The organism is Planococcus sp. CP5-4_YE (genome assembly GCF_019042655.1).
Lineage (GTDB): Bacteria > Bacillota > Bacilli > Bacillales_A > Planococcaceae > Planococcus.
This window is the reverse complement of sequence record NZ_JAHPZO010000012.1, coordinates 45,652-64,311: the sequence shown is the minus strand read 5'-3', so window position 1 is coordinate 64,311 and position 18,660 is coordinate 45,652. Positions and strand designations below refer to the sequence as shown.

The window sequence follows — 18,660 nt, the reverse complement described above, 5'->3', positions numbered from 1 at the left end:
TTTTTATTCATTTTATTCATTCCAGGTTTTTGGTTAGCTTAGTTAGTTGGTCTAACTGACCTTCCGCTTCCAGTATTTCCACTTGCCTATCACCGAATAAATCGAAATGCGGGTAGTCATTGCGAAGATCCAGCCACTCACGCTGCAATCCATAACGGCTGCCCCAATCGGCGAGTTTGTCGATGTCACTGCAGCCCACTTTAGTCACCGTATTGCAACCCGGGAATCGGTGGTCGACCCAGTAGTGGGTAAGAAACGAAATCTGGCCGTTCTGCACATCCTGTTTCCAGCGTTCCAATTCAGGTCGTCGAATTCCAAACGCCATCTTCTGCCCCCTTCACCACTTCTTTGTATTTGGCATCCCATTCAGGCGCCACTTTGGCGAGTGGGACCGGACGGAAATTGTCTTTTTTCACGACTACATGCTCGGATGTCGCTTTCGCGGCGATTGTGCCATTTTCATGGAGCACTTCGTAGCCGTATGTGGTTCGCAAGCGTCCGTGAGACTCTACCCAGGTTTTGACGCGTGCTTTTTGTCCGTAGCGCAGCGCGGCTTTGTATTGGATCGAGATATCCGTCACCGGAGACAAGAACCCTTGCGATTCCATCCCGGCGTACGTAAACCCGAGATCCTCGATCAGTTGGGTGCGCCCAAGCTCGAGCCAAATCAAGTAATTGGCATGGTAGACGACGCCCATCTGGTCTGTTTCCGCGTATCGGATCTCAATTTCTTTTTCGCTTATGTACATATCCTTCACCTCTCTTCTAGTATACAGGACATGTATCGCGATCAAAAAGCACAAGGTCCTAAAGCGATGTTTCTCATAGCTCGCCAGATTCCATGCCATTGCGATTGTCCCCAAAACAAAAAGGCCGCCCGAAGGCAGCCTTTTTGTTTTTTTATGCTTCTAGCAATTTGTTGCGGAGCACCATTTGCAGGATGCCGCCGTGACGGAAATAGTCGACTTCCACTTCAGAATCGAAGCGTGCGAGGACTTTGAATTCCGTTACTTTGCCATCTTCAGCAGTAGCTGTAACCGTCAGTACGTCGCGCGGTTTCACATCGTCGGACAAGTTGACGCTGATGGCTTCGTGGCCTGTAAGACCAAGAGAATCAGCGCTTTCGCCGTTGACGAATTGAAGCGGCAAGACGCCCATCATCACAAGGTTCGAACGGTGGATACGCTCATAGCTTTCCGCGATGACTGTTTTGACGCCTAGAAGGAATGTCCCTTTAGCAGCCCAGTCACGGGAAGAGCCCATGCCGTAATCCTTACCGGCTAGAACCACAAGGCCAGTGCCTTGCTGTTGATACTTCATGCATGCATCGTAGATCGGCATAACTTCGCCAGTCGGCCAGAATGTCGTGAAGCCGCCAGTTGTGCCTGGTGCGACTTGGTTACGGATGCGGATGTTCGCAAACGTACCACGCATCATGACTTCGTGGTTACCGCGACGGGAGCCGTAAGAGTTGAAATTACGCGGCTCAACGCCGTTTTCACGCAAGTACAAGCCAGCTGGTGTATCTTTGCCAATCGCGCCTGCCGGTGAAATGTGGTCTGTCGTGATGGAATCAGCGAATTTCGCCATGACACGAAGGCCGGATAGCGGCTGGATCGGTGCCGGTTCTTTTGACATGCCAGTGAAGAACGGCGGGTTTTGGATATACGTAGAATTGTCATCGAAAGCATACAATGAATCATCGTTTGTTTCGATGGCGTTCCACTCTGCGTTCTCAGTGAAGACATGCTCGTATTCTTTACGGAACAATTCAGGCGTTACCGTGTTGTGTACGACGTCTTTTACTTCTTCAGTTGAAGGCCAGATGTCTTTGAAGAATACATCATTGCCGTCTTGGTCTTGCCCGATTGGGTCCACTTCGAAGTCGATATCCACTGTACCGGCAAGTGCATAAGCTACAACAAGCATCGGGGATGCCAAGTAGTTGGCTTTTACAAGCGGATGGATGCGTCCTTCAAAGTTACGGTTACCGGACAATACAGATGAAACGAGCAAGTCGTTTTCAACGATTGCTTCTTCAATTTCAGGAAGGAGCGGGCCGGAGTTACCGATACATGTTGTACAGCCGTAGCCGACCAAGTTGAATCCGATTTGGTTCATGTAGTCAAGCAGGCCGGAATCGCTCAAGTAGCCTGTAACGACTTTTGAACCTGGTGCTAGTGAAGTTTTCACGTATGGCGGTGGCGTCAAGCCTTTTTCGACTGCTTTTTTCGCGACTAGTCCAGCTCCCAGCATAACGTACGGGTTGGACGTGTTTGTGCAAGATGTAATCGCAGCAATTGCCAAAGCACCCGTGTTCATGTTAGCTGTTTTGCCGTCATTGAATTTGACAGTTGCTGTTTTGTTGATTTCTTCTTGATCCAACGCGAAGCCATGCGGGCCTTCTGGGCCTGTAACTGCTGTGTTGAATTCTTTTTTCATTTGAGACAATGGAATCAAATCCTGCGGGCGTTTCGGGCCGGACAAATTCGGTTCGATTGTCGTCAAGTCGATTTCGACAAGGTCCGTGTAGATCGGATCTTCGTTGTCGACTGTAAAGAACATATCATTTGCTGTTAAGTATTCTTTCGTGACAGCGATTTGCTCTTCAGTACGGGCAGTCAAACGCATGTAAGTCAATGCTTCTTCATCCACTGGGAAGAATCCGCAAGTTGCGCCGTATTCAGGTGCCATGTTGGCGATCGTCGCACGGTCTGCAAGCGGCAATGTCGTAACACCAGGTCCGAAGAACTCGACGAATTTGCCGACTACGCCTTTTTTACGCAAAGTTTCAGTGACTTTGAGTGCCAAATCCGTCGCTGTAGCGCCGTTTGGCAGTTCGCCAGTCATTTTCACGCCGATAACTTCAGGAATCGGGAAGTACGAAGGCTGCCCGAGCATGCCTGCTTCAGCTTCGATTCCGCCGACGCCCCATCCAAGAACGCCGATCCCGTTGATCATTGTCGTATGGGAATCCGTACCGACAAGTGTATCCGGGAAAGCTTCGAATGTGCCGTCTTCGTTTGGAAGAGCGTGGACAACATTCGCCAAGTATTCAAGGTTTACTTGGTGGACGATACCTGTTGCTGGTGGAACCGCACGGTAGTTGTCGTATGCTTTTTGTGCCCAGTTGAGGAATTGGTAACGCTCTGCATTACGTTCGAACTCAAATTCCATGTTCGCGCGCAGTGCATCTTCAGTGCCATAACGGTCAACTTGTACCGAGTGGTCAATAACCAAATCAACCGGAATTTCAGGGTTGATTTTGTCCGGGTCGCCGCCCATTTCAGCCATTGCTGAACGAAGCGCCGCCAAGTCGACCACTACCGGTACGCCGGTGAAATCTTGAAGGATGACACGGGAAGGTTTGAATGGCACTTCCGCTTCTTTGTTTGCGTCCTTGCCCCATTTTGCTAGTTCTTCTACGTGTTCGTCTTTGATGACATATCCGTCGTGCTGACGCAATACGGATTCCAATAGTACTTTTACAGAGTATGGAAGGCGAGATACTTTCGCGATCCCCGCTTCTTCGAGTGCAGCGAGACGGTAATAATTATATGTCTTGCCGTTGAGCTCGAACGACGTGCGGCTGTTGTGCAAACTGCTCTTTGCCATAATCGTGTTCCTCCTTTAAATCTTCTGAAAAGGCGTGTAACCGCGTCTTTTCTCCTCTTTCATCATACCGAAACAATGTGCATAAGTAAATTACATTAAAATTATACATTCCGATAAGTTTTACTAATGACTATTTGTTTTTCTCATCAATTTTTCTTAAGGTCTCTTCTAGTTGAAGAAAATGGCGTTTCTCATGGTAACCGACAAACGGAAACCATTGCACGAGGGGTACATCGCCAAAAACAGGATGTGGCATGGAATTGTTTTTTAACGTCTCTTCATCTGTATGCGCGTAGACTTCATACAAACGGTTTCTCGAATTCTTCAATTTCTTTTTCATTTCGTCTAAACTGACAAATTTTTCTTCAGGGACCGTATGTTTTGGCGCATCGACTTTTACTTTGCGGCTGACCGATATTTGAATCGGTTTCTTCAAAGCTTTTTTCTGTTGGTTTTTCTCTGCTGTTTTTGCGACTCCAGCGGCAATCGTCTCCTCCATTTTATGGAGATGATCCAAAATCTGCATGGCGGACCATTCACTGGCCGACGGTTTTTCATTGAGTTCTTTGTCGCTATACGATTCCACTTTCTTTAAGATGGTATGCCGTATTCTTGCGGTTTCTTCATTTTGCAATTACTGCACCTCATTTCTATTTCCCATTATCTTTCTTTATACCCGCTTTGTCGATTATCATTCGTTTTTTCATTTCTCATTTTAACTGCTTGTGGGCTTTTTTTGATTTTTATGTAATATCCTTAAGTAGTTTATTACTTATGAATGAATAACGAACTTTTCAAGTCATTCTCTTGCCTGGTAAGGGAAAGTACGTTCTATATTGCCCCAAAACTGGTACAATGAATAAAACCCAGTTAAAGAGGTGAATGTCCATGCCATACGGTTATGAAAAATACAGGTTGGATAACGGCATCAGCCCCAACACAGTGGTCCATGAAGTCCAATTGATTCGTGCACTTTTTGCCTTTTTGCGCAAAACCTACAAAAAATCGGTGGAGCCGCATGAAATCCGCCCTTCCGATATTCAACAATTCCTATTGGAACAAAAAGAAGCTGGCATCAAGGACAGCACCTTGAACCGCAAATTAATATACATTCGCCGCTGGTTCGATTATATGTGGCAGATTGGCAAAATCCCGAATGATTTTATGCCGAAATTCAAGTTAAATCATAAGCTTGATTTAAAGCCCCATGACATCGAGGTTGATTACGGACACCTTTTGGAAAAGAAACCGGATGTGCTGAAGTCTGCGAAGCTGCCGCTCAATGCCAAACTGCTTTACATCTTTTACCTTAGAGGCTTGCGCCTTCGCGATATGGTGACGATCGATATCGATAATTTCCTGAATGACGCAGACGGCCTCCATCTGGACGTCGAGAAGAAAGACGGCTATCATTGCACGCTGCATTTTGATGAACACGAGGAAGCGGTGATGGAACAAGGGATCGAACGGGCGAAAACGCGCGGCACCTCCTTCCTGCTGTCATCGAAAGTGAAAGATCAATTCACTAACTTCCAGATGGGCTCCCTGTCCGACTACACAGAGGCACTCGCCGAATTTGTCGGCGCCCCGATGCGTTCGGGTGATATCCGGTTTGCGTATGTCCATCATTTGTATGCGGTCGAGCGCAAGAATCTGGAGGAGATCCAGGAAATCCTCGGTGTCTCCCTCGATTCCGCTTCCCGCATGCTAAAGGATTCACTCGTGCGCATGAAACGCCAAGCCCATCCGCCTGCATAAAAATCCACCCGCTCCTATTGGACGGGTGGATTTTTATCGATTCGTTTTAATTTTTAGATGATGCCTTCCTGTTTATGCAGCGGTTAGGCCAAAAAACCAAAATCGAGCGCAAAGCTGAAAATGATGAGTGTGTGGATGACTGTGAACCATAATCCTTGTTTATTGAGTTTTTCCAGGTTTTCGTATTGCATGTGACACACCCCTTTTCTGTTTTGTCTATTATATTTATTTTTCTGAAAATTGGCAAGATAATAGTTCTCGTTCCACTCCCTGCTATATCCGTTAACAGGTGTAGTAGAAACAGGTATACTGAAACTAAAATTGGAGGCGATTGACATGAAAAAAGCATTGCTGGTAGTGGATTATACGGTGGATTTTGTCGCGCAAGACGGCGCATTGACATGCGGCGCACCCGGCCAGGAAATCGAGGAAGCACTATGCTTCATCACAGAGCAATTTCTTGAAAACGGTGATTTGGTAGTCATGCCTGTTGATCTGCATGAAGAAAATGATCCCTATCACCCCGAAACCAAGCTCTTTCCTCCCCATAACATCCAAGGAACAGAGGGCCGCAAGTTATACGGCCGTCTCCAGGAAGTATACGACCGCCATCAAAAATATATTATTTGGATGGATAAAACCCGTTACAGCGCGTTTGCCGGAACCCGTCTTGAATTGATGCTACGGGAGCGCGGCATCGAAGAACTGCATATTATCGGCGTTTGCACGGATATTTGTGTGCTGCACACAGCAATAGATGCCTATAATGAAGGATTTCAAATTGTCATCCATGAACAGGCCGTCGCAAGTTTCGATGATGCCGGCCACCGCTATGCTATGCGGCACTTTGAAACTATTTTAGGCGCCCAAATACGATAATTTTTACTGTTCCATGTTTTAAAAGTCCTGAATGTGGTTATACCTAAAGTGTAGCACTTATAACAATAAAACATTTTGAAGGAGCTGGAAGAATTATGGGAATCATTTTATATCTAATCATGGGCGGTATCATCGGTTGGCTAGCCGGCCTAATCCTCGGGAAAGACATTCCTGGCGGCATCATCGGTAACATCATTGCAGGTATCATCGGTGCATGGCTAGGCGGCTTGCTTCTAGGAGACATGGGGCCAGTCATCTGGGACGTAGCAATCATCCCGGCATTGATCGGCGCATTGATCTTTGTCTTCGTTCTTAGCTTGATCCTTGGATCAATGAACAAAGGACGCAAACGCGCATAATAAAAAAGAGTGGACTTCGGTCCACTCTTTTTTTTCATGAATTATTGTATTGTTCTTCAAAACGTCCATAATAATGGAGAATGTCTTCCACGTATTCATCGCTATGGTTGTAGCGGTAAATCGCCCGCTCCAAATCCCCTTCTGCCGCACCGTTTTGCGCCAGATAGTTGGCGGCGCTGTGGAGTGCATCTTCCAGATCGTAGGGGTCAGCTAAACCGTCGCCATTGGCATCCACGCCGTAGCCCCCATATTTCGCGATGACTGCGGGGTTGGTCTTGTCTGCTTGCGGAATTTCTCCTTGCCCTTGACCGGAACACGTGGGATGGCTCCAGCCGACAAACGTGCAAGGCATGAACTGCATATGCCCTTCTGCCCCTACGGGTGACAACAAGGGATCCATCGTCGAGAATTTGGTTTCGATGCGGTGATGGGCAGCCAGTAGCGTCCATGGGATTTCGTAACGATCGGCCGCTTCCTGGTAAAGCGCAATGTTTTCTTCCGGAAACGGCACTTCAAACACACGGTCCTGCCCTTTTTGCACCGTTTCCTTGACGGTATCGCCGTAATAGGAATACGCCACTACCGCGAGGAGCGTGAACCCCACAATCGCTGCCGGAACAAAAGCCAGTAACAAGAGGAATCTCAAAACTAGCGAGGATTTTTTTCGTTTTGTCTGTTTCATATGTTCACACCTATAGTTTCATTTGCCTCAGTTTACCACAGCCGCCCCGCCTTTGCCCGTATGCCGCCAGCTGTTGGCATAACCTCAAACAGGAGAATAATTATTCGGGAAGAATATGTATAATGGGAATTGGAAGGAGGAATAGCCAATGTGGGAAGATTTTAAGAAATTCGCTCTAAAAGGAAACGTTCTGGACTTGGCAGTGGCAGTGGTCATTGGGGCCGCATTCGGGAAGATTGTTACCTCACTTGTCGAGGACATCATCATGCCTGGCGTGGGGATTTTACTCGGTGGATTCAGTGTCGAAGATTTGACTTACACAGTTAACGGAGCCAAACTCCGCTATGGCGCATTCATGCAATCTGTCATCGATTTTTTCATTATTGCGTTCTCTATTTTCCTGGTGATTCGTTTATTTACACGCATGAAACGCCAAAAAGATGTACCGGCGGAAGAAGAACCGGAAGTGCTCGACAAGAAAGAGGAACTGCTGATTGAAATTCGCGACCTTTTATCAAAAGAAAAAACCGGCCAATGACCGGTTTTCCTTAAGCTGCCGAATCGATTCGGCAGCTTGTTATTTATTTCACCCTGCCAGTTCCTGCATGTCTTCAATGATTTCCGCTGTCGGTACTTGTTCAAAACCGTCGTAATTGCCCACGACTTCCCCTTCTTGGTCAACCAGGTAAAAGGAAGTTCCGTGGATGACCTGGTCGCTGTTCGGATCGTTCTTGACCAAAGATTTAAAATTCTTCGTCGCAAACTCCGCAATCTCATCCTGCGAATAACCCGTCAGTAAATGCCACTTGCTTTCATCGGGAATCGGGTAATGTGACAAATATTCCTGCATTTTCTCCGGTGTGTCTTCTTTTGGGTCTACACTGAATGCGATAATTTTATAGTCGCTCAAGCCCTGCGCTTCCAATTTCTTCTGCAAATCTGCCATATTGAAAGTCATCGGCGGACATACCGTCTCACAGTTTGTGAAAACAAATGTTGCCAACCAAGGCGTCCCTTCCAATTGCTGTTTACTTACTTGCTCGCCGCGGTGGTCGGTGTAATTGAAATCTTCGACCGTATCTGCGCCGCATGCTGCGAGAAACAGCATCAGCGCCGACAGCATCACCGCCCATTTCCACTTCATATCATTGCCCCCACTCTCGTAACTGCCTATATCATAGCCGAACAAAGACCTGAAAACAATCCAGGTTCCCGCTTCAGAAATCACAACTTTGTGAATTACGGCGTCTTCATCGTAATGAGCGCGTCATGGATCGCCACAAGTTTGCCTTCCACACGGTGCATCAGGTAAAACGAAACGAATATCGGAAACCCAAGTTCCTGTATCCATTGCATCCACTCCTGCATCCCAGCGCCTCCCTTCCTTTTTAAAAAAAGCCTTCCCGCATCAGCGGGAAGGCCCTGTTCATTAGACTTCGTACTCGACGATGGTGCGTTCGACGACGCGCGCGCCTTTAGCGAGCGCAACCGGCGATCCGCCGACTTCAAAAATGTTCTGGGCGACGATCGTCTGCATGCCGGTGATGATTTCCTGCGCTGTCAAGTCTTCGCGCGGCTCATCGACCGTCAAGGTGACCGCTTTGTTTGCAGCCGTTTCAAAAATCAATTCCAATGTTTTCGCCATGTGTCCCATTCCCCCTTATTATTGGTAGATGCTTGAACCGGAGATTTTCTCCAATTCCATAAGCGGTTTCGTGCCGAATGTTTCCAACACTTGCGCTGCCTGGAAAATCCCATCAGCAGTAGCCGCTTCCGCCACGTTTTGGTACGCTTTCACTTTGCGCTTCAAACGCCCTTGCTCGTCAAGCCCGTTATCAAACGTCAAGCGCATGCTTGCGTTCTTAAAATCGCTGAATGCCATATTGCTCACCCCCTTTCATTCGCTATATAGACATAAACGTGAAAAAAGGATACATTTCAGGTGAATTTTTTTTCGTTGGCTTCTATAATGGTAGAGAGAATGATTGAGGTGAGACGAAGTGGAATTAGCAGGCTGGTTTTTATGGTTCATACTATTCTGGGTCGTTGTGTTGGTCGGGCTGTTCGCGATCGGCGGCTATTTTATGTTCCGGAAATTCCTAAAATCGATGCCAAAAGAAGACGGCTTGTCGGATCTGAACTGGGAAGAATACTACGTAGAAAAAACGATCCACCTATGGGGAGCCGAAGAAAAAGAGCTATTGAATGAACTCGTACAACCGGTACCGGACCTATTTCGCCCGGTAGCAAAACAGAAAATCGCTGGGCGCATCGGCGAGATCCTGCTTGAAGAAAAAGCCAAGAAAATGGAAATGCAACACATTATCCGCGGCTATATCCAAGCGACGCCAAAACGCGACCACAAATTTTTGCGCAAAAAAATGGCTGAACTCGAAATCGATGTCACGCCGTATGAGCAATATTTCGAACAATGACCATAAAAAAACGCTGCTCCCTATTCGGGAACAGCGTTTTTTTGTCCTGCAATCAATTGGTATTTGCGCAGCATCGCAAGACGCCACGGCACAAGCATGCCAAAAGCGAGCAGCCAAAACATGCCGCCAAGCTCCCCAACGTCAATCGAAGAGCTAAGGATAACTTTCGCCAGCAAGCGCACGAGCAATAACCCAAGCAAAATGAAAACGAATGCTTTGGAGCGCTTTAAATAAATTTCCCCGTCACGCACTTCGAATTTCGATGTGCGGATCAAGATAATCGAAAACAAAGCACCGACGAGCAGCGCTTCTATAATTTGCAGCGGCGCCACCCGGAAAAACGGGAATATGAACATTAAGGCGCCGGTCGACATGAACAAAGGCGGCAAGATGATCTTTTTGACCGATGCCGGTTTCTTTGCCGATTTTGACCGGACAATAATCGCGAGCGTTCCCATGACGAAAGCGCCGATGGTCGTCACAGCAAGAAAGACAGCCGGCGGGATGCTATTGAATATTTCATCCATCCAATTCTGCCTCCAATTCACCGAGGCGGCTCTCCAGCTCATCCATGCGCACGAAACGGGCGAACCGCAGCTGTTCGTTCCCTTGCTTAAAAAGAATAACCACAGGTGCCGTGAATAACACCAATTGTCCAGCGATTTCTGGAACACGCGCCGCATTCACCAAATAGAATGGAATGGATGCGTCCTGCTCCAACCCTTCGACTTGTGGTTTCAGCCCTTCGCATACCGAACAATGATCGGTTTTGACGAATAGCAGAAATGATTCGCCGCTTTCTATTTTCTGTTGGAATTGATCCATTGAAGAAATAGTTTCCATCTCGTCACCTACTTTTTAGAATCCTTGGAAATCTCCGAAAATCGGGCTCAAAATGCGGATGATGTATGTCATGCCGTCAAAGAACAACAAGACCCCTACCGCGATCATGATAAATCCGCCGACTTTCATGATCGTGCTGTGATGCTTGCGCAGCCAGCCGAGGCGGGTAACGAAAAACGACAACACGAAAAATGGAATCGCAAAGCCGAGTACGTAGGCGAGCATATACCAAATGCCTGAACCCGGGTTGGTCGCAGCAAGTGCATAGATCGCTGCTGTGATCGGTCCGGTGCAAGGCGTCCAGCCAGCCGCAAACGCGAGGCCGATAACGAAAGTACCCAAAAATCCGGAAGGCCGGTTCTTGAACGAGAACTTTCGGTCTTGCATCAAGAATTTCGGCGTGAAGACCCCGACGATCATCAATCCGAAGATGATGATGAACAAAGCGCCCACTTGGCGGATTAATTCATCGTAGCGCACAAACCATTCATAAAAGAACGATGTGCTGAAGCCTAATGCGATGAAAATGGTGGAAAAACCCAATAGGAAAAATAGGGTGTGGAACATTCCACGGCGTTGCATCACTTTTCGGTCATTTTTAATCTCATCCATGGTCATGCCTGTAATATAAGATAAAAAGGCAGGATACAAAGGCAATGTACATGGCGAGATGAAACTCAAGAATCCGGCACCGAAAGCCAAAAGTAAATTAATATCGGTTGCCATTCGAACACGCTCCTCTCTCTCACGAACTCTATCTTATCAGAGATGGTGCGCAAAAACTGCCAAATTGCCTGTGAAATCTTTATGGACATTTCCGTAATCTTCACGCTTTCGCCCTATAATTTGCAGGCAGACAGAAACTGCCTAAGTACCATAAAAAAACCGGCTCTCTTTAGGGGGGAGAGAGCCGGGCGCAAGTAGCCTGCCTGTTGTACCGAACAAAGCAAGCGCGCATATAAATGGACTAATGATCACCCGATGAGTTTCTTGGCTAGTCCCAATTGATGATGTACTTGATCAAATCCTGTGCCGCCAAGTGAGTTGCGGCGTTTGACGGCCGTCTGCGGCAGCAAGGTTTCGTAAATATCGTCTTCAATGAGCGGGCTGGCTGCCTGGAGGTCCCCAAGCGGCAGATCTTTCAAATAATAGCCACGCTGGATGCACGTGAAGACTAGCTTGCCGGTGACATCATGCGCTTCACGGAATGGCATGCCTTTCGCCGCAAGGTAATCCGCAAGCTCCGTCGCATTCGAGAAGTCGGAGTTCACCGCTTTTTCCATGGACGCCGTGTTGACATTCATCGTCCGGATCATCCCTTCAAAGATCGGCAATGACCCCATCAAGGTATGAACTGTGTCAAACATGCCTTCCTTGTCTTCCTGCATATCTTTATTATAGGCAAGCGGCAAGCCTTTCAAAGTCGTCAGCAAGCCGAACAGATTGCCGTAGACACGTCCTGTCTTGCCGCGGACAAGCTCCGCCATATCCGGGTTTTTCTTTTGCGGCATGATGCTCGAGCCGGTCGAGAAGGTATCATCGAGTTCGATGAAACGGAACTCTTCGCTCGACCACAAGATGATCTCCTCTGCAAAACGTGATAAATGCATCATGAGCATCGAAGAGTTGCTGAGAAATTCCAGGATAAAGTCGCGGTCGCTGACGGCGTCCAGGCTGTTTTGATAGACGCCTGAGAAGCCGAGCAGCTCAGCGGACAGTTCGCGGTCAATCGGGAAACTCGTCCCGGACATCGCCCCTGCCCCGAGTGGCGACACGTCGATGCGCTTCAGGGATTCCTGCATACGTTCTTTGTCGCGCTGCAGCATCCAGAAGTACGTCATCAAATGATGGCCAAATGATATCGGCTGCGCACGCTGCAGATGCGTATATCCCGGCACAACTGTCTCGACATGTGTTTCTGCCTGCTCGACAATCGCTGACTGAAAGGCTTCGATCAGCTCGATGATTTCCGTCACGCGGTTTTTCAGATAGAGATGCATATCCGTTGCGACCTGGTCGTTGCGGCTTCTGCCGGTATGCAGTTTGCCGCCGACAGGGCCGATTTCATCGATCAGCAGTTTTTCTAAATTCAAGTGGATGTCTTCGTTCGATACGCTGTACTCGAGTTCTCCGTTCTGCGCTTTTTGCTGCAGCGTCTGAAGCCCAGACAAGATCAAGTCCGCGTCTTGTGGCGGCAGGATCTTGCAGGAAGACAGCATTTGTACATGCGCCATGCTGCCCTGGAGATCCTCGAGCACTAATTTCTGGTCAAAGGAAATGGAAGCCCCGAACTCGTCGACCCACTGTTCAGCTGTCTTTTGGAAACGACCGCCCCACAGTTTGGTCATAGCTGTACCTCCTCTTTGACTTGTGCCGTGACCGCAACTTCTTTCTTGTTGACTTTCGAGTTGACGACAGTCGGCAAGCCCCATAGCTCGATAAATCCGACTGCAGACTCATGGTTGAACGTATCGTCTGTTGAATACGTCGCGAGTTCTTCGCTGTACAAGGAGTTCGGCGACTTACGCCCTTCCGTGATGGCGTGGCCTTTGAACAATTTCACACGTACGGTGCCGTTGACGAATTCCTGTGTTTCTTTCAGGAACGCTTCAAGTGCGACACGCAGTGGAGAGAACCACAGCCCTTCATAGATCAACTCGGTCATTTTCTTCTCGATGACCGGCTTGAAATGAGCCATTTCTTTTACCAAGGTGATATCTTCAAGTTCTTTATGCGCGGCGATCAATGTCATCGCTGCCGGTGCTTCATAGATTTCACGGGATTTGATGCCGACCAATCTGTTTTCCACATGGTCGATTCTGCCGACGCCATGTTTGCCTGCGACATGGTTCAATTCAAAGATCAGATCCGTCAATTTATAGTCAATTCCGTTTAATTTTGTCGGTACGCCTTTGACAAATTCGATTTCCACGATATCCGGTGTATGCGGCGTATCCTCGAGTGCATTGGTGATGTCGTATGCATCAGCTGGCGGTGTTGCCCAAGGGTCTTCGAGGATGCCGCATTCGTTGGCACGGCCCCATAGGTTCATGTCGATGGAAAACGGGGAATCCAAGTTGACCGGAACCGGTACGTCATGCTGCTTGGCATAAGCGATTTCCTCGTCACGCGACCAGCCCCACTGGCGAACCGGTGCGACGACTTCAAGATCGGGGTTCAAGGATTTGATGGAAACTTCAAAACGAACCTGGTCGTTGCCTTTTCCTGTACATCCATGGGCAACAGCCGTTGCGCCGCTTTCCACTGCGATTTCCACGAGTTTTTTGGAAATCAATGGACGCGACAGAGCAGAAACGAGTGGGTATTTGCCTTCGTATAATGTATGGGCTTGAAGCGAAATGAGTGCATATTCTTCGGCAAATTCATCTCTGGCATCGATCATATAGCTTTCGACCGCTCCAACCTGCAGCGCTTTTTTTCTTGATGAAGTCCAAATCTTTTCCTTCTCCGATGTCGAGACACACGGCGACGACGTCGTAGCCTTGGGATTTCAGCCACGGAATGGCCACCGATGTATCTAGTCCACCTGAGTATGCGAGTACGATTTTTTTGTTCATATAATATGACCTCCTGTATTTTTATGCGTTATATGCAATGAATATACAAATAGTAACATGGGTTTTTTTATAACGCAAGGGAAGACACGCATAAATTTTCATATTTTTTAGGGAATATACAAAAACAACGTATTTCTTTTATATAGGAAAGAATAACTTGTGGCCACGAAAAAACCCGGATGGCTCATCGCCATCCGGGTTTTACTACACCGAGTCATTCCTCGGTATCTTCTGGTTGTTCTTCGTCGTCTTCATTGCCCATTGTATATTCCAATGTGTTCATATCGATGCGCACTTCCGTTAGCTCTCCGGTTTCCATATTGTTGAATAAAAACCCGATTTCATCTCCGCGTACGATCGGCTGCCCCATCAAGATCAATGTGGACAATTGCTCTTCGTTGATGAACGCTTGTAATGCTTCTGATTGGCGCAGGGATTCTTCGTCCTGCAAAATGGTGATCTTTTCCGCTTCACCTTGCATCGGGAACGATTCTTCGAGTGGTCCTGTGTAATCCGTTGTGACTTTCATGCCAGTGCGCAAGTCGCTGATGACGGCTTCTGTCGTTTCGCCGCCTTCCGCAAACTGGACTTCAACATCTTCCGGTACAGAGAAGTAAATATTATTAATGAGAATGCGCCCTTGACCAATCTGTGTAATAAAGCCTTCTTCTGTCAAACCTTCTTGTTCAACGGCGATTTCCGGTTCTTCTTCATTACCTGTCGACTCCGTAGGTTCTGTCGGTTCTGACGGTGCGGCATCATCGGAGCAACCCGCCAATAGCAGGAATCCTGAGAGAAATAAGCTAGCTTTTTTCACTTTATCTCAATCCTTTACGCTTAGATTCTTGTTGCAACTCTTAATTTTCAGTTTACCTGCTGAAGCTTGCGCATGCAACTCTGTACATCACGCCTGGCGGTAGACAAAAATGCCCCGGTCGTCCAGCCGCTCTTCGATCAAACCGTCTTCGAGCAGGTAATCGACCTGGCCAATCGTCTCAGACAATGTCAGGCCGAGTTCTTTCTCGTAGGCATGCGGAAATAGCTGCTGCGTCAATTCGTAAACCGATTGCTCGCTCGTACGGTCAAGCATGTCCAGCACTTTCATCGCCCGCAAGTGCTGCTTTTCGAGTCGTGTTGAAACAAGTTCATGTACATTGCGTACATCTTCACCGTGGCCGCTGTAGATGACGTCTATCGGCATCTTCAATAGCCGGCCAAGGGAAGCATTGTACTGCAGCAAGGACTTTGGACGCCCTTCTTCCGGGTTATACGGCGGTTCGATGAGCGGGTTCGATGACACTTTCGCGATGACATGGTCGCCGCCGATCATCATGCGTTGTTCCGGATTCCAAAAAGACAAATGGCTTTGAGCATGCCCCAAAGTCTCCATAACGTGCCAGTCAGCGTGGCCCGGGATCGTATCGCCTTCGTTGATCGCCATATCGAGCGGGCGGTTCCCCATCAAATTGAGCGGCCGCTTCATCTTTTTCATCCAGTACATCAAATCGCCCGGCACGCCTTCTTCTTTCAAGCGCTCCTGATAGAACGCATCGTGGTAATCGAAAAAAGCTTCGTCCCGGCGCAGCCATAAATCATTATATGGATGGCCGTACAGTTTTGCGGCATCGAAGCCATCGACCCATCCGGCGTGATCCGGGTGGTGATGTGTCAAAACCACTTGCTCGATGTCTTGCGGGACGACATTTGCCGCTTTCAATCCGGCCTTGAGCGCTTCCCAAGCTTCCGGTGTTTTCGGCCCTGCATCGATCAATGTCAATGCATCGCCCTTCAATAGATAAGAATTGACATCTCCGACCGCAAATGGCGTCGGGATGGTGATTTTGATCGGTTCCATCGTTCCCACTCCCTTAAAATGAATGTCTATTCACTTATCATACCTTGAATGGCAGGCGCCGTCACGCCGGCTGGTCAATTTGACAAATAAAATTTCTTTACTTATAATTTAATAACATATGTAAGCGTAGATGAAGATTAGTACGGAAGGTGATGGGTACAAGAGAGTGCCGCCAACGCTGAAACGCCGCACCCCCGCTCCCTTCCTGAACCTGCTTCTGAGCTGCCGTGCAAACACGGCCGTCTGTCCGCGATAAGGACATCGAGTTGTGCACATGTGCAAACTTAGGTGGTACCGCGGAAACAAGCGTTTTCGTCCTTGGAGTAACAGGGATGATTGCGCTTTTTATTTTGAGAAAAGGAAGTGGAAGGTATGAAAATTGTATGTGTAGGGGCCGGTTCGATGGCCGAATCCATGATCCATGGGTGGATCAATAAACGAATTATGAAACCGGAAGAAATCTCTGTCATGAATCGCTCGGACCAGGACCGGTTGGAACTTTTGCACGATGAATACGGCGTCAACATCGTCTGTGACGACAAGACTGAACTGAAAGATGCTGATTTCATCTTGCTTGCGATGAAACCGAAAGACGTCGAAGTGGCGTTAAAAGGCATCCGCGAAAAATTGGCCGGCGACACCGTCATCGTCTCGGTCGCAGCAGGCGTTTCCATCGAAACAATCCAAAAACATGTCGGTGATTTCGCCGTTGCCCGCGCGATGCCGAATACGTCGGCACAAATCGGCAAATCGGCTACAGGCGTCGCCTGGAGCAAATTCGTCACCAAAGAACAGCAGCACTTGCTGAGAAAACTATTGTCGTCGATTGGCGGCGTGACGGTCGTGGAAGAAGACCAGTTGCACGCAGTGACTGGCATTGCCGGAAGCGGTCCAGCGTATCTTTATTACTTCGCAGAATCCATGGTGCAAGCAGGAATCGATAATGGCTTATCTTCTGCGGATGCGAAAAAACTTGTGCGCCAAACATTCGACGGCGCAGCGGAAATGCTTCAGCAGGAAGATTTCGGCGAATTGCGCAAACGTGTCACGAGCCCGAACGGCACAACCGCCGCTGGACTCCAAGCCCTCTACGATAATGACTTCAAGCGCATCGTCGGCGATTGCGTCACCTCGGCCGCCAACCGCTCCCGCGAACTCGGTAAAGAATTCGAATAAAACCTCCATTACACCCGGTGAAAGCAAAGACTTTCACCGGGTGTTTCTGTTTATCTGGATGTTTATTAAACCGCTAAAGAAGCACGACAAGTCTTTCGAATCGAAGCCTTCCCGGATTTCCGGTATACTAATTCTTTGTATAGAGATTGAAGGAGGAATTTTACGTGGCAAAACTTTTCGAAGAATTTGAGCTTAAAGGCGTCCATTTCAAAAATCGCATCGTCATGGCCCCGATGTGCATGTATCAAAGCGATAAAGAAGACGGGCAGGTCACCGATTGGCACCGTGTCCATTATCCGACGCGCGCAGTCGGCGGCATCGGATTGATTATCACTGAAGCCACCGCCGTCCAGCCGATCGGGCGCATTTCATCGCGTGACCTTGGCATATGGGACGATGCCCATATCGACGGTCAAGCGGAAATCGTCCGCTTGATGAAAGCGAACGGCGCAAAAACCGGCATCCAACTGGCGCATGCCGGCAGAAAAGCCACTGTCGACGGCGACATTCAGGCACCGAGCGCGATTGCTTTTAACGATAAATACAAAACTCCGAAAGCGATGACGATAGACGAAATCGATGACACCGTCCAAGCGTTCCGAGACGGCGCCGTGCGCGCGAAACAAGCCCGCTTCGATGTCATCGAAATTCATGCAGCCCATGGCTATTTGATCAACCAGTTCTTGTCACCACTGACCAACCAACGCACCGATGAGTATGGCGGCACTAGTGAAAACCGCTACCGTCTGCTTCGCCGTGTACTGGATGAAGTGAATGCAGTTTGGGACGGGCCTTTGTTCGTGCGCATTTCGGCAGAAGATTACACAGACGGTGGCATGACGCCTGAACAATACGTCGAAATGACCAAATGGATGAAGCAGCAAAACGTCGATTTGATCGATGTCAGTTCAGGGGCCGTCGTGCCGGCACAGATTCCGGTGTTCCCTGGCTATCAAGTGAATTTTGCGGAAACGATCAAAAAAGAAACACCAATCGCAACCGGAGCAGTTGGCTTGATCACCGAGCCGCGCCATGCAGAAGAAATTCTCCAGAACGGCCGTGCCGATTTCATCTTCCTAGCACGCGAATTGCTGCGCAACCCGTATTGGGCCTACACTGCCGCTCAGACGCTCGGAGCTGATATCGAAGCTCCTGTGCCTTATGAGCGGGGTTGGATATGAGACAGTTGCAAAATAGCTGTAATTTAGTATACTGAAAGTAACGAAAAAAACCGGATACTGTGTGCATCCGGCCAGCTGCATGCCGCCTTTTGAGGGCGGTCGGCTGGACACTATAGGTTTACGAAATAACCGTCAGCCCACGCCAATGGGACGGTTATTTTTTTTTCGGAATGACCAGAATCAAGGATAAGACGAGCGTCAATGCGCTAATCGTCAACCCGACACTCGTGAACACAAGCGAAAATGCTTCTGCCATGGTCATGCTACCACCCCCTTTCTATAGGGAATGGCCAAACCGC

General features: G+C 48.4%; 22 protein-coding genes and 1 pseudogene. 7 read left to right on the top strand and 16 right to left on the bottom strand.

What is annotated here, in order from left to right; all coding sequences use genetic code 11:
* Positions 1-16: 16 nt before the first annotated feature.
* From KTG14_RS13225 to KTG14_RS13210, 4 genes are all read right to left on the bottom strand, one after another.
* Complete coding sequence (locus KTG14_RS13225; RefSeq protein WP_216971361.1) at positions 17-325, bottom strand: hypothetical protein; 309 nt, start codon at positions 323-325, stop codon at positions 17-19.
* Positions 300-749, bottom strand: a complete 450-nt coding sequence (locus KTG14_RS13220) for an acyl-CoA thioesterase (RefSeq protein WP_216971417.1) — start codon at positions 747-749, stop codon at positions 300-302. The genes KTG14_RS13225 and KTG14_RS13220 overlap by 26 nt, the downstream gene beginning before the upstream one ends.
* A 151-nt stretch (positions 750-900) precedes the next feature.
* Positions 901-3,615, bottom strand: coding sequence for an aconitate hydratase AcnA (acnA, locus tag KTG14_RS13215; RefSeq protein WP_216971360.1), 2,715 nt, complete (start codon positions 3,613-3,615; stop codon positions 901-903).
* Between the two features lie 130 nt (positions 3,616-3,745).
* Positions 3,746-4,249 (bottom strand): DinB family protein, encoded by a 504-nt coding sequence (locus KTG14_RS13210; protein ID WP_216971359.1) that lies wholly within the window; start codon positions 4,247-4,249, stop codon positions 3,746-3,748.
* Positions 4,250-4,503: 254 nt separating this feature from the next.
* On the opposite strand from KTG14_RS13210, the gene KTG14_RS13205 reads away from it, so the two are divergent.
* From KTG14_RS13205 to KTG14_RS13195, 3 genes are all read left to right on the top strand, one after another.
* A complete protein-coding gene (locus KTG14_RS13205; RefSeq protein WP_216971358.1) occupies positions 4,504-5,373 on the top strand; it encodes a site-specific integrase in 870 nt (289 codons plus the stop codon).
* A 336-nt stretch (positions 5,374-5,709) separates the two neighbouring features.
* Positions 5,710-6,252: a cysteine hydrolase family protein gene (locus KTG14_RS13200; protein WP_216971357.1), complete on the top strand. Its 543-nt coding sequence runs from the start codon at positions 5,710-5,712 to the stop codon at positions 6,250-6,252.
* Positions 6,253-6,347: 95 nt separating this feature from the next.
* Positions 6,348-6,611: a GlsB/YeaQ/YmgE family stress response membrane protein gene (locus KTG14_RS13195; RefSeq protein ID WP_068869160.1), complete on the top strand. Its 264-nt coding sequence runs from the start codon at positions 6,348-6,350 to the stop codon at positions 6,609-6,611.
* 34 nt (positions 6,612-6,645) lie between these two features.
* On the opposite strand, the gene KTG14_RS13190 is transcribed toward KTG14_RS13195, so the two are convergent.
* Complete coding sequence (locus KTG14_RS13190) at positions 6,646-7,293, bottom strand: lytic transglycosylase domain-containing protein (protein ID WP_216971356.1); 648 nt, start codon at positions 7,291-7,293, stop codon at positions 6,646-6,648.
* 148 nt (positions 7,294-7,441) lie between these two features.
* On the opposite strand from KTG14_RS13190, the gene mscL reads away from it, so the two are divergent.
* On the top strand, positions 7,442-7,831 hold the full coding sequence (mscL, locus tag KTG14_RS13185) for a large conductance mechanosensitive channel protein MscL (RefSeq protein ID WP_216971355.1): 390 nt from the start codon (positions 7,442-7,444) through the stop codon (positions 7,829-7,831).
* 48 nt (positions 7,832-7,879) lie between these two features.
* Here mscL and KTG14_RS13180 read toward each other — a convergent pair whose 3' ends face one another.
* The 4 genes from KTG14_RS13180 to KTG14_RS13165 form a co-directional block, all read right to left on the bottom strand.
* Positions 7,880-8,437 (bottom strand): SCO family protein, encoded by a 558-nt coding sequence (locus KTG14_RS13180; RefSeq protein WP_216971354.1) that lies wholly within the window; start codon positions 8,435-8,437, stop codon positions 7,880-7,882.
* 95 nt (positions 8,438-8,532) lie between these two features.
* The gene (locus KTG14_RS13175; RefSeq protein ID WP_083509135.1) at positions 8,533-8,661 is read right to left on the bottom strand and encodes a YvrJ family protein; all 129 of its coding nucleotides are present in this window, start codon (positions 8,659-8,661) and stop codon (positions 8,533-8,535) included.
* Between the two features lie 61 nt (positions 8,662-8,722).
* Entirely contained in the window at positions 8,723-8,938 is a 216-nt protein-coding gene (locus KTG14_RS13170; RefSeq protein WP_216971353.1) for a DUF2922 domain-containing protein, read from the bottom strand.
* Between the two features lie 18 nt (positions 8,939-8,956).
* Positions 8,957-9,175, bottom strand: coding sequence for a DUF1659 domain-containing protein (locus KTG14_RS13165; protein WP_058380731.1), 219 nt, complete (start codon positions 9,173-9,175; stop codon positions 8,957-8,959).
* A 118-nt stretch (positions 9,176-9,293) separates the two neighbouring features.
* Here KTG14_RS13165 and KTG14_RS13160 point away from each other — a divergent pair, with 118 nt between their 5' ends.
* The gene (locus KTG14_RS13160) at positions 9,294-9,728 is read left to right on the top strand and encodes a DUF2621 domain-containing protein (protein ID WP_216971352.1); all 435 of its coding nucleotides are present in this window, start codon (positions 9,294-9,296) and stop codon (positions 9,726-9,728) included.
* A gap of 20 nt (positions 9,729-9,748) precedes the next feature.
* Here the strand turns inward: KTG14_RS13160 and KTG14_RS13155 are convergent, their stop codons facing one another.
* The 7 genes and pseudogenes from KTG14_RS13155 to KTG14_RS13125 all read right to left on the bottom strand — a co-directional run bounded on the left by KTG14_RS13155 (position 9,749) and on the right by KTG14_RS13125 (position 16,004).
* Entirely contained in the window at positions 9,749-10,255 is a 507-nt protein-coding gene (locus tag KTG14_RS13155; protein ID WP_216971351.1) for a CcdC family protein, read from the bottom strand.
* Positions 10,248-10,571, bottom strand: a complete 324-nt coding sequence (locus KTG14_RS13150; protein ID WP_216971350.1) for a thioredoxin family protein — start codon at positions 10,569-10,571, stop codon at positions 10,248-10,250. The genes KTG14_RS13155 and KTG14_RS13150 overlap by 8 nt, the downstream gene beginning before the upstream one ends.
* Positions 10,572-10,586: 15 nt before the next feature.
* Positions 10,587-11,297: a cytochrome c biogenesis CcdA family protein gene (locus KTG14_RS13145; RefSeq protein ID WP_211654187.1), complete on the bottom strand. Its 711-nt coding sequence runs from the start codon at positions 11,295-11,297 to the stop codon at positions 10,587-10,589.
* A gap of 248 nt (positions 11,298-11,545) precedes the next feature.
* Entirely contained in the window at positions 11,546-12,919 is a 1,374-nt protein-coding gene (gene argH / locus KTG14_RS13140) for an argininosuccinate lyase (RefSeq protein WP_216971349.1), read from the bottom strand.
* Positions 12,916-14,149 (bottom strand): annotated as a pseudogene (locus tag KTG14_RS13135) (argininosuccinate synthase). Before KTG14_RS13135 ends, argH begins: the two are co-directional and overlap by 4 nt.
* Before the next feature lie 214 nt (positions 14,150-14,363).
* On the bottom strand, positions 14,364-14,966 hold the full coding sequence (locus KTG14_RS13130; protein WP_216971348.1) for a DUF3221 domain-containing protein: 603 nt from the start codon (positions 14,964-14,966) through the stop codon (positions 14,364-14,366).
* Positions 14,967-15,053: 87 nt separating this feature from the next.
* Positions 15,054-16,004, bottom strand: coding sequence for an MBL fold metallo-hydrolase (locus KTG14_RS13125; RefSeq protein ID WP_216971347.1), 951 nt, complete (start codon positions 16,002-16,004; stop codon positions 15,054-15,056).
* A gap of 372 nt (positions 16,005-16,376) precedes the next feature.
* Here KTG14_RS13125 and proC point away from each other — a divergent pair, with 372 nt between their 5' ends.
* Entirely contained in the window at positions 16,377-17,180 is an 804-nt protein-coding gene (gene proC / locus KTG14_RS13120; protein WP_216971346.1) for a pyrroline-5-carboxylate reductase, read from the top strand.
* 164 nt (positions 17,181-17,344) lie between these two features.
* Entirely contained in the window at positions 17,345-18,361 is a 1,017-nt protein-coding gene (gene namA, locus KTG14_RS13115; RefSeq protein ID WP_216971345.1) for an NADPH dehydrogenase NamA, read from the top strand.
* Positions 18,362-18,660 lie beyond the last annotated feature (299 nt).

Coding starts and splice junctions, on each gene's coding strand:
- KTG14_RS13225 (WP_216971361.1), bottom strand. CDS start 325: ATGGCGTTTGGAATTCGACGACCTGAATTGGAACGCTGGAAACAGGAT.
- KTG14_RS13220 (WP_216971417.1), bottom strand. CDS start 749: ATGTACATAAGCGAAAAAGAAATTGAGATCCGATACGCGGAAACAGAC.
- acnA (WP_216971360.1), bottom strand. CDS start 3,615: ATGGCAAAGAGCAGTTTGCACAACAGCCGCACGTCGTTCGAGCTCAAC.
- KTG14_RS13205 (WP_216971358.1), top strand. CDS start 4,504: ATGCCATACGGTTATGAAAAATACAGGTTGGATAACGGCATCAGCCCC.
- KTG14_RS13200 (WP_216971357.1), top strand. CDS start 5,710: ATGAAAAAAGCATTGCTGGTAGTGGATTATACGGTGGATTTTGTCGCG.
- KTG14_RS13195 (WP_068869160.1), top strand. CDS start 6,348: ATGGGAATCATTTTATATCTAATCATGGGCGGTATCATCGGTTGGCTA.
- KTG14_RS13190 (WP_216971356.1), bottom strand. CDS start 7,293: ATGAAACAGACAAAACGAAAAAAATCCTCGCTAGTTTTGAGATTCCTC.
- mscL (WP_216971355.1), top strand. CDS start 7,442: ATGTGGGAAGATTTTAAGAAATTCGCTCTAAAAGGAAACGTTCTGGAC.
- KTG14_RS13180 (WP_216971354.1), bottom strand. CDS start 8,437: ATGAAGTGGAAATGGGCGGTGATGCTGTCGGCGCTGATGCTGTTTCTC.
- KTG14_RS13175 (WP_083509135.1), bottom strand. CDS start 8,661: ATGCAGGAGTGGATGCAATGGATACAGGAACTTGGGTTTCCGATATTC.
- KTG14_RS13170 (WP_216971353.1), bottom strand. CDS start 8,938: ATGGCGAAAACATTGGAATTGATTTTTGAAACGGCTGCAAACAAAGCG.
- KTG14_RS13165 (WP_058380731.1), bottom strand. CDS start 9,175: ATGGCATTCAGCGATTTTAAGAACGCAAGCATGCGCTTGACGTTTGAT.
- KTG14_RS13155 (WP_216971351.1), bottom strand. CDS start 10,255: ATGGATGAAATATTCAATAGCATCCCGCCGGCTGTCTTTCTTGCTGTG.
- KTG14_RS13150 (WP_216971350.1), bottom strand. CDS start 10,571: ATGGAAACTATTTCTTCAATGGATCAATTCCAACAGAAAATAGAAAGC.
- KTG14_RS13145 (WP_211654187.1), bottom strand. CDS start 11,297: ATGGCAACCGATATTAATTTACTTTTGGCTTTCGGTGCCGGATTCTTG.
- argH (WP_216971349.1), bottom strand. CDS start 12,919: ATGACCAAACTGTGGGGCGGTCGTTTCCAAAAGACAGCTGAACAGTGG.
- KTG14_RS13125 (WP_216971347.1), bottom strand. CDS start 16,004: ATGGAACCGATCAAAATCACCATCCCGACGCCATTTGCGGTCGGAGAT.
- proC (WP_216971346.1), top strand. CDS start 16,377: ATGAAAATTGTATGTGTAGGGGCCGGTTCGATGGCCGAATCCATGATC.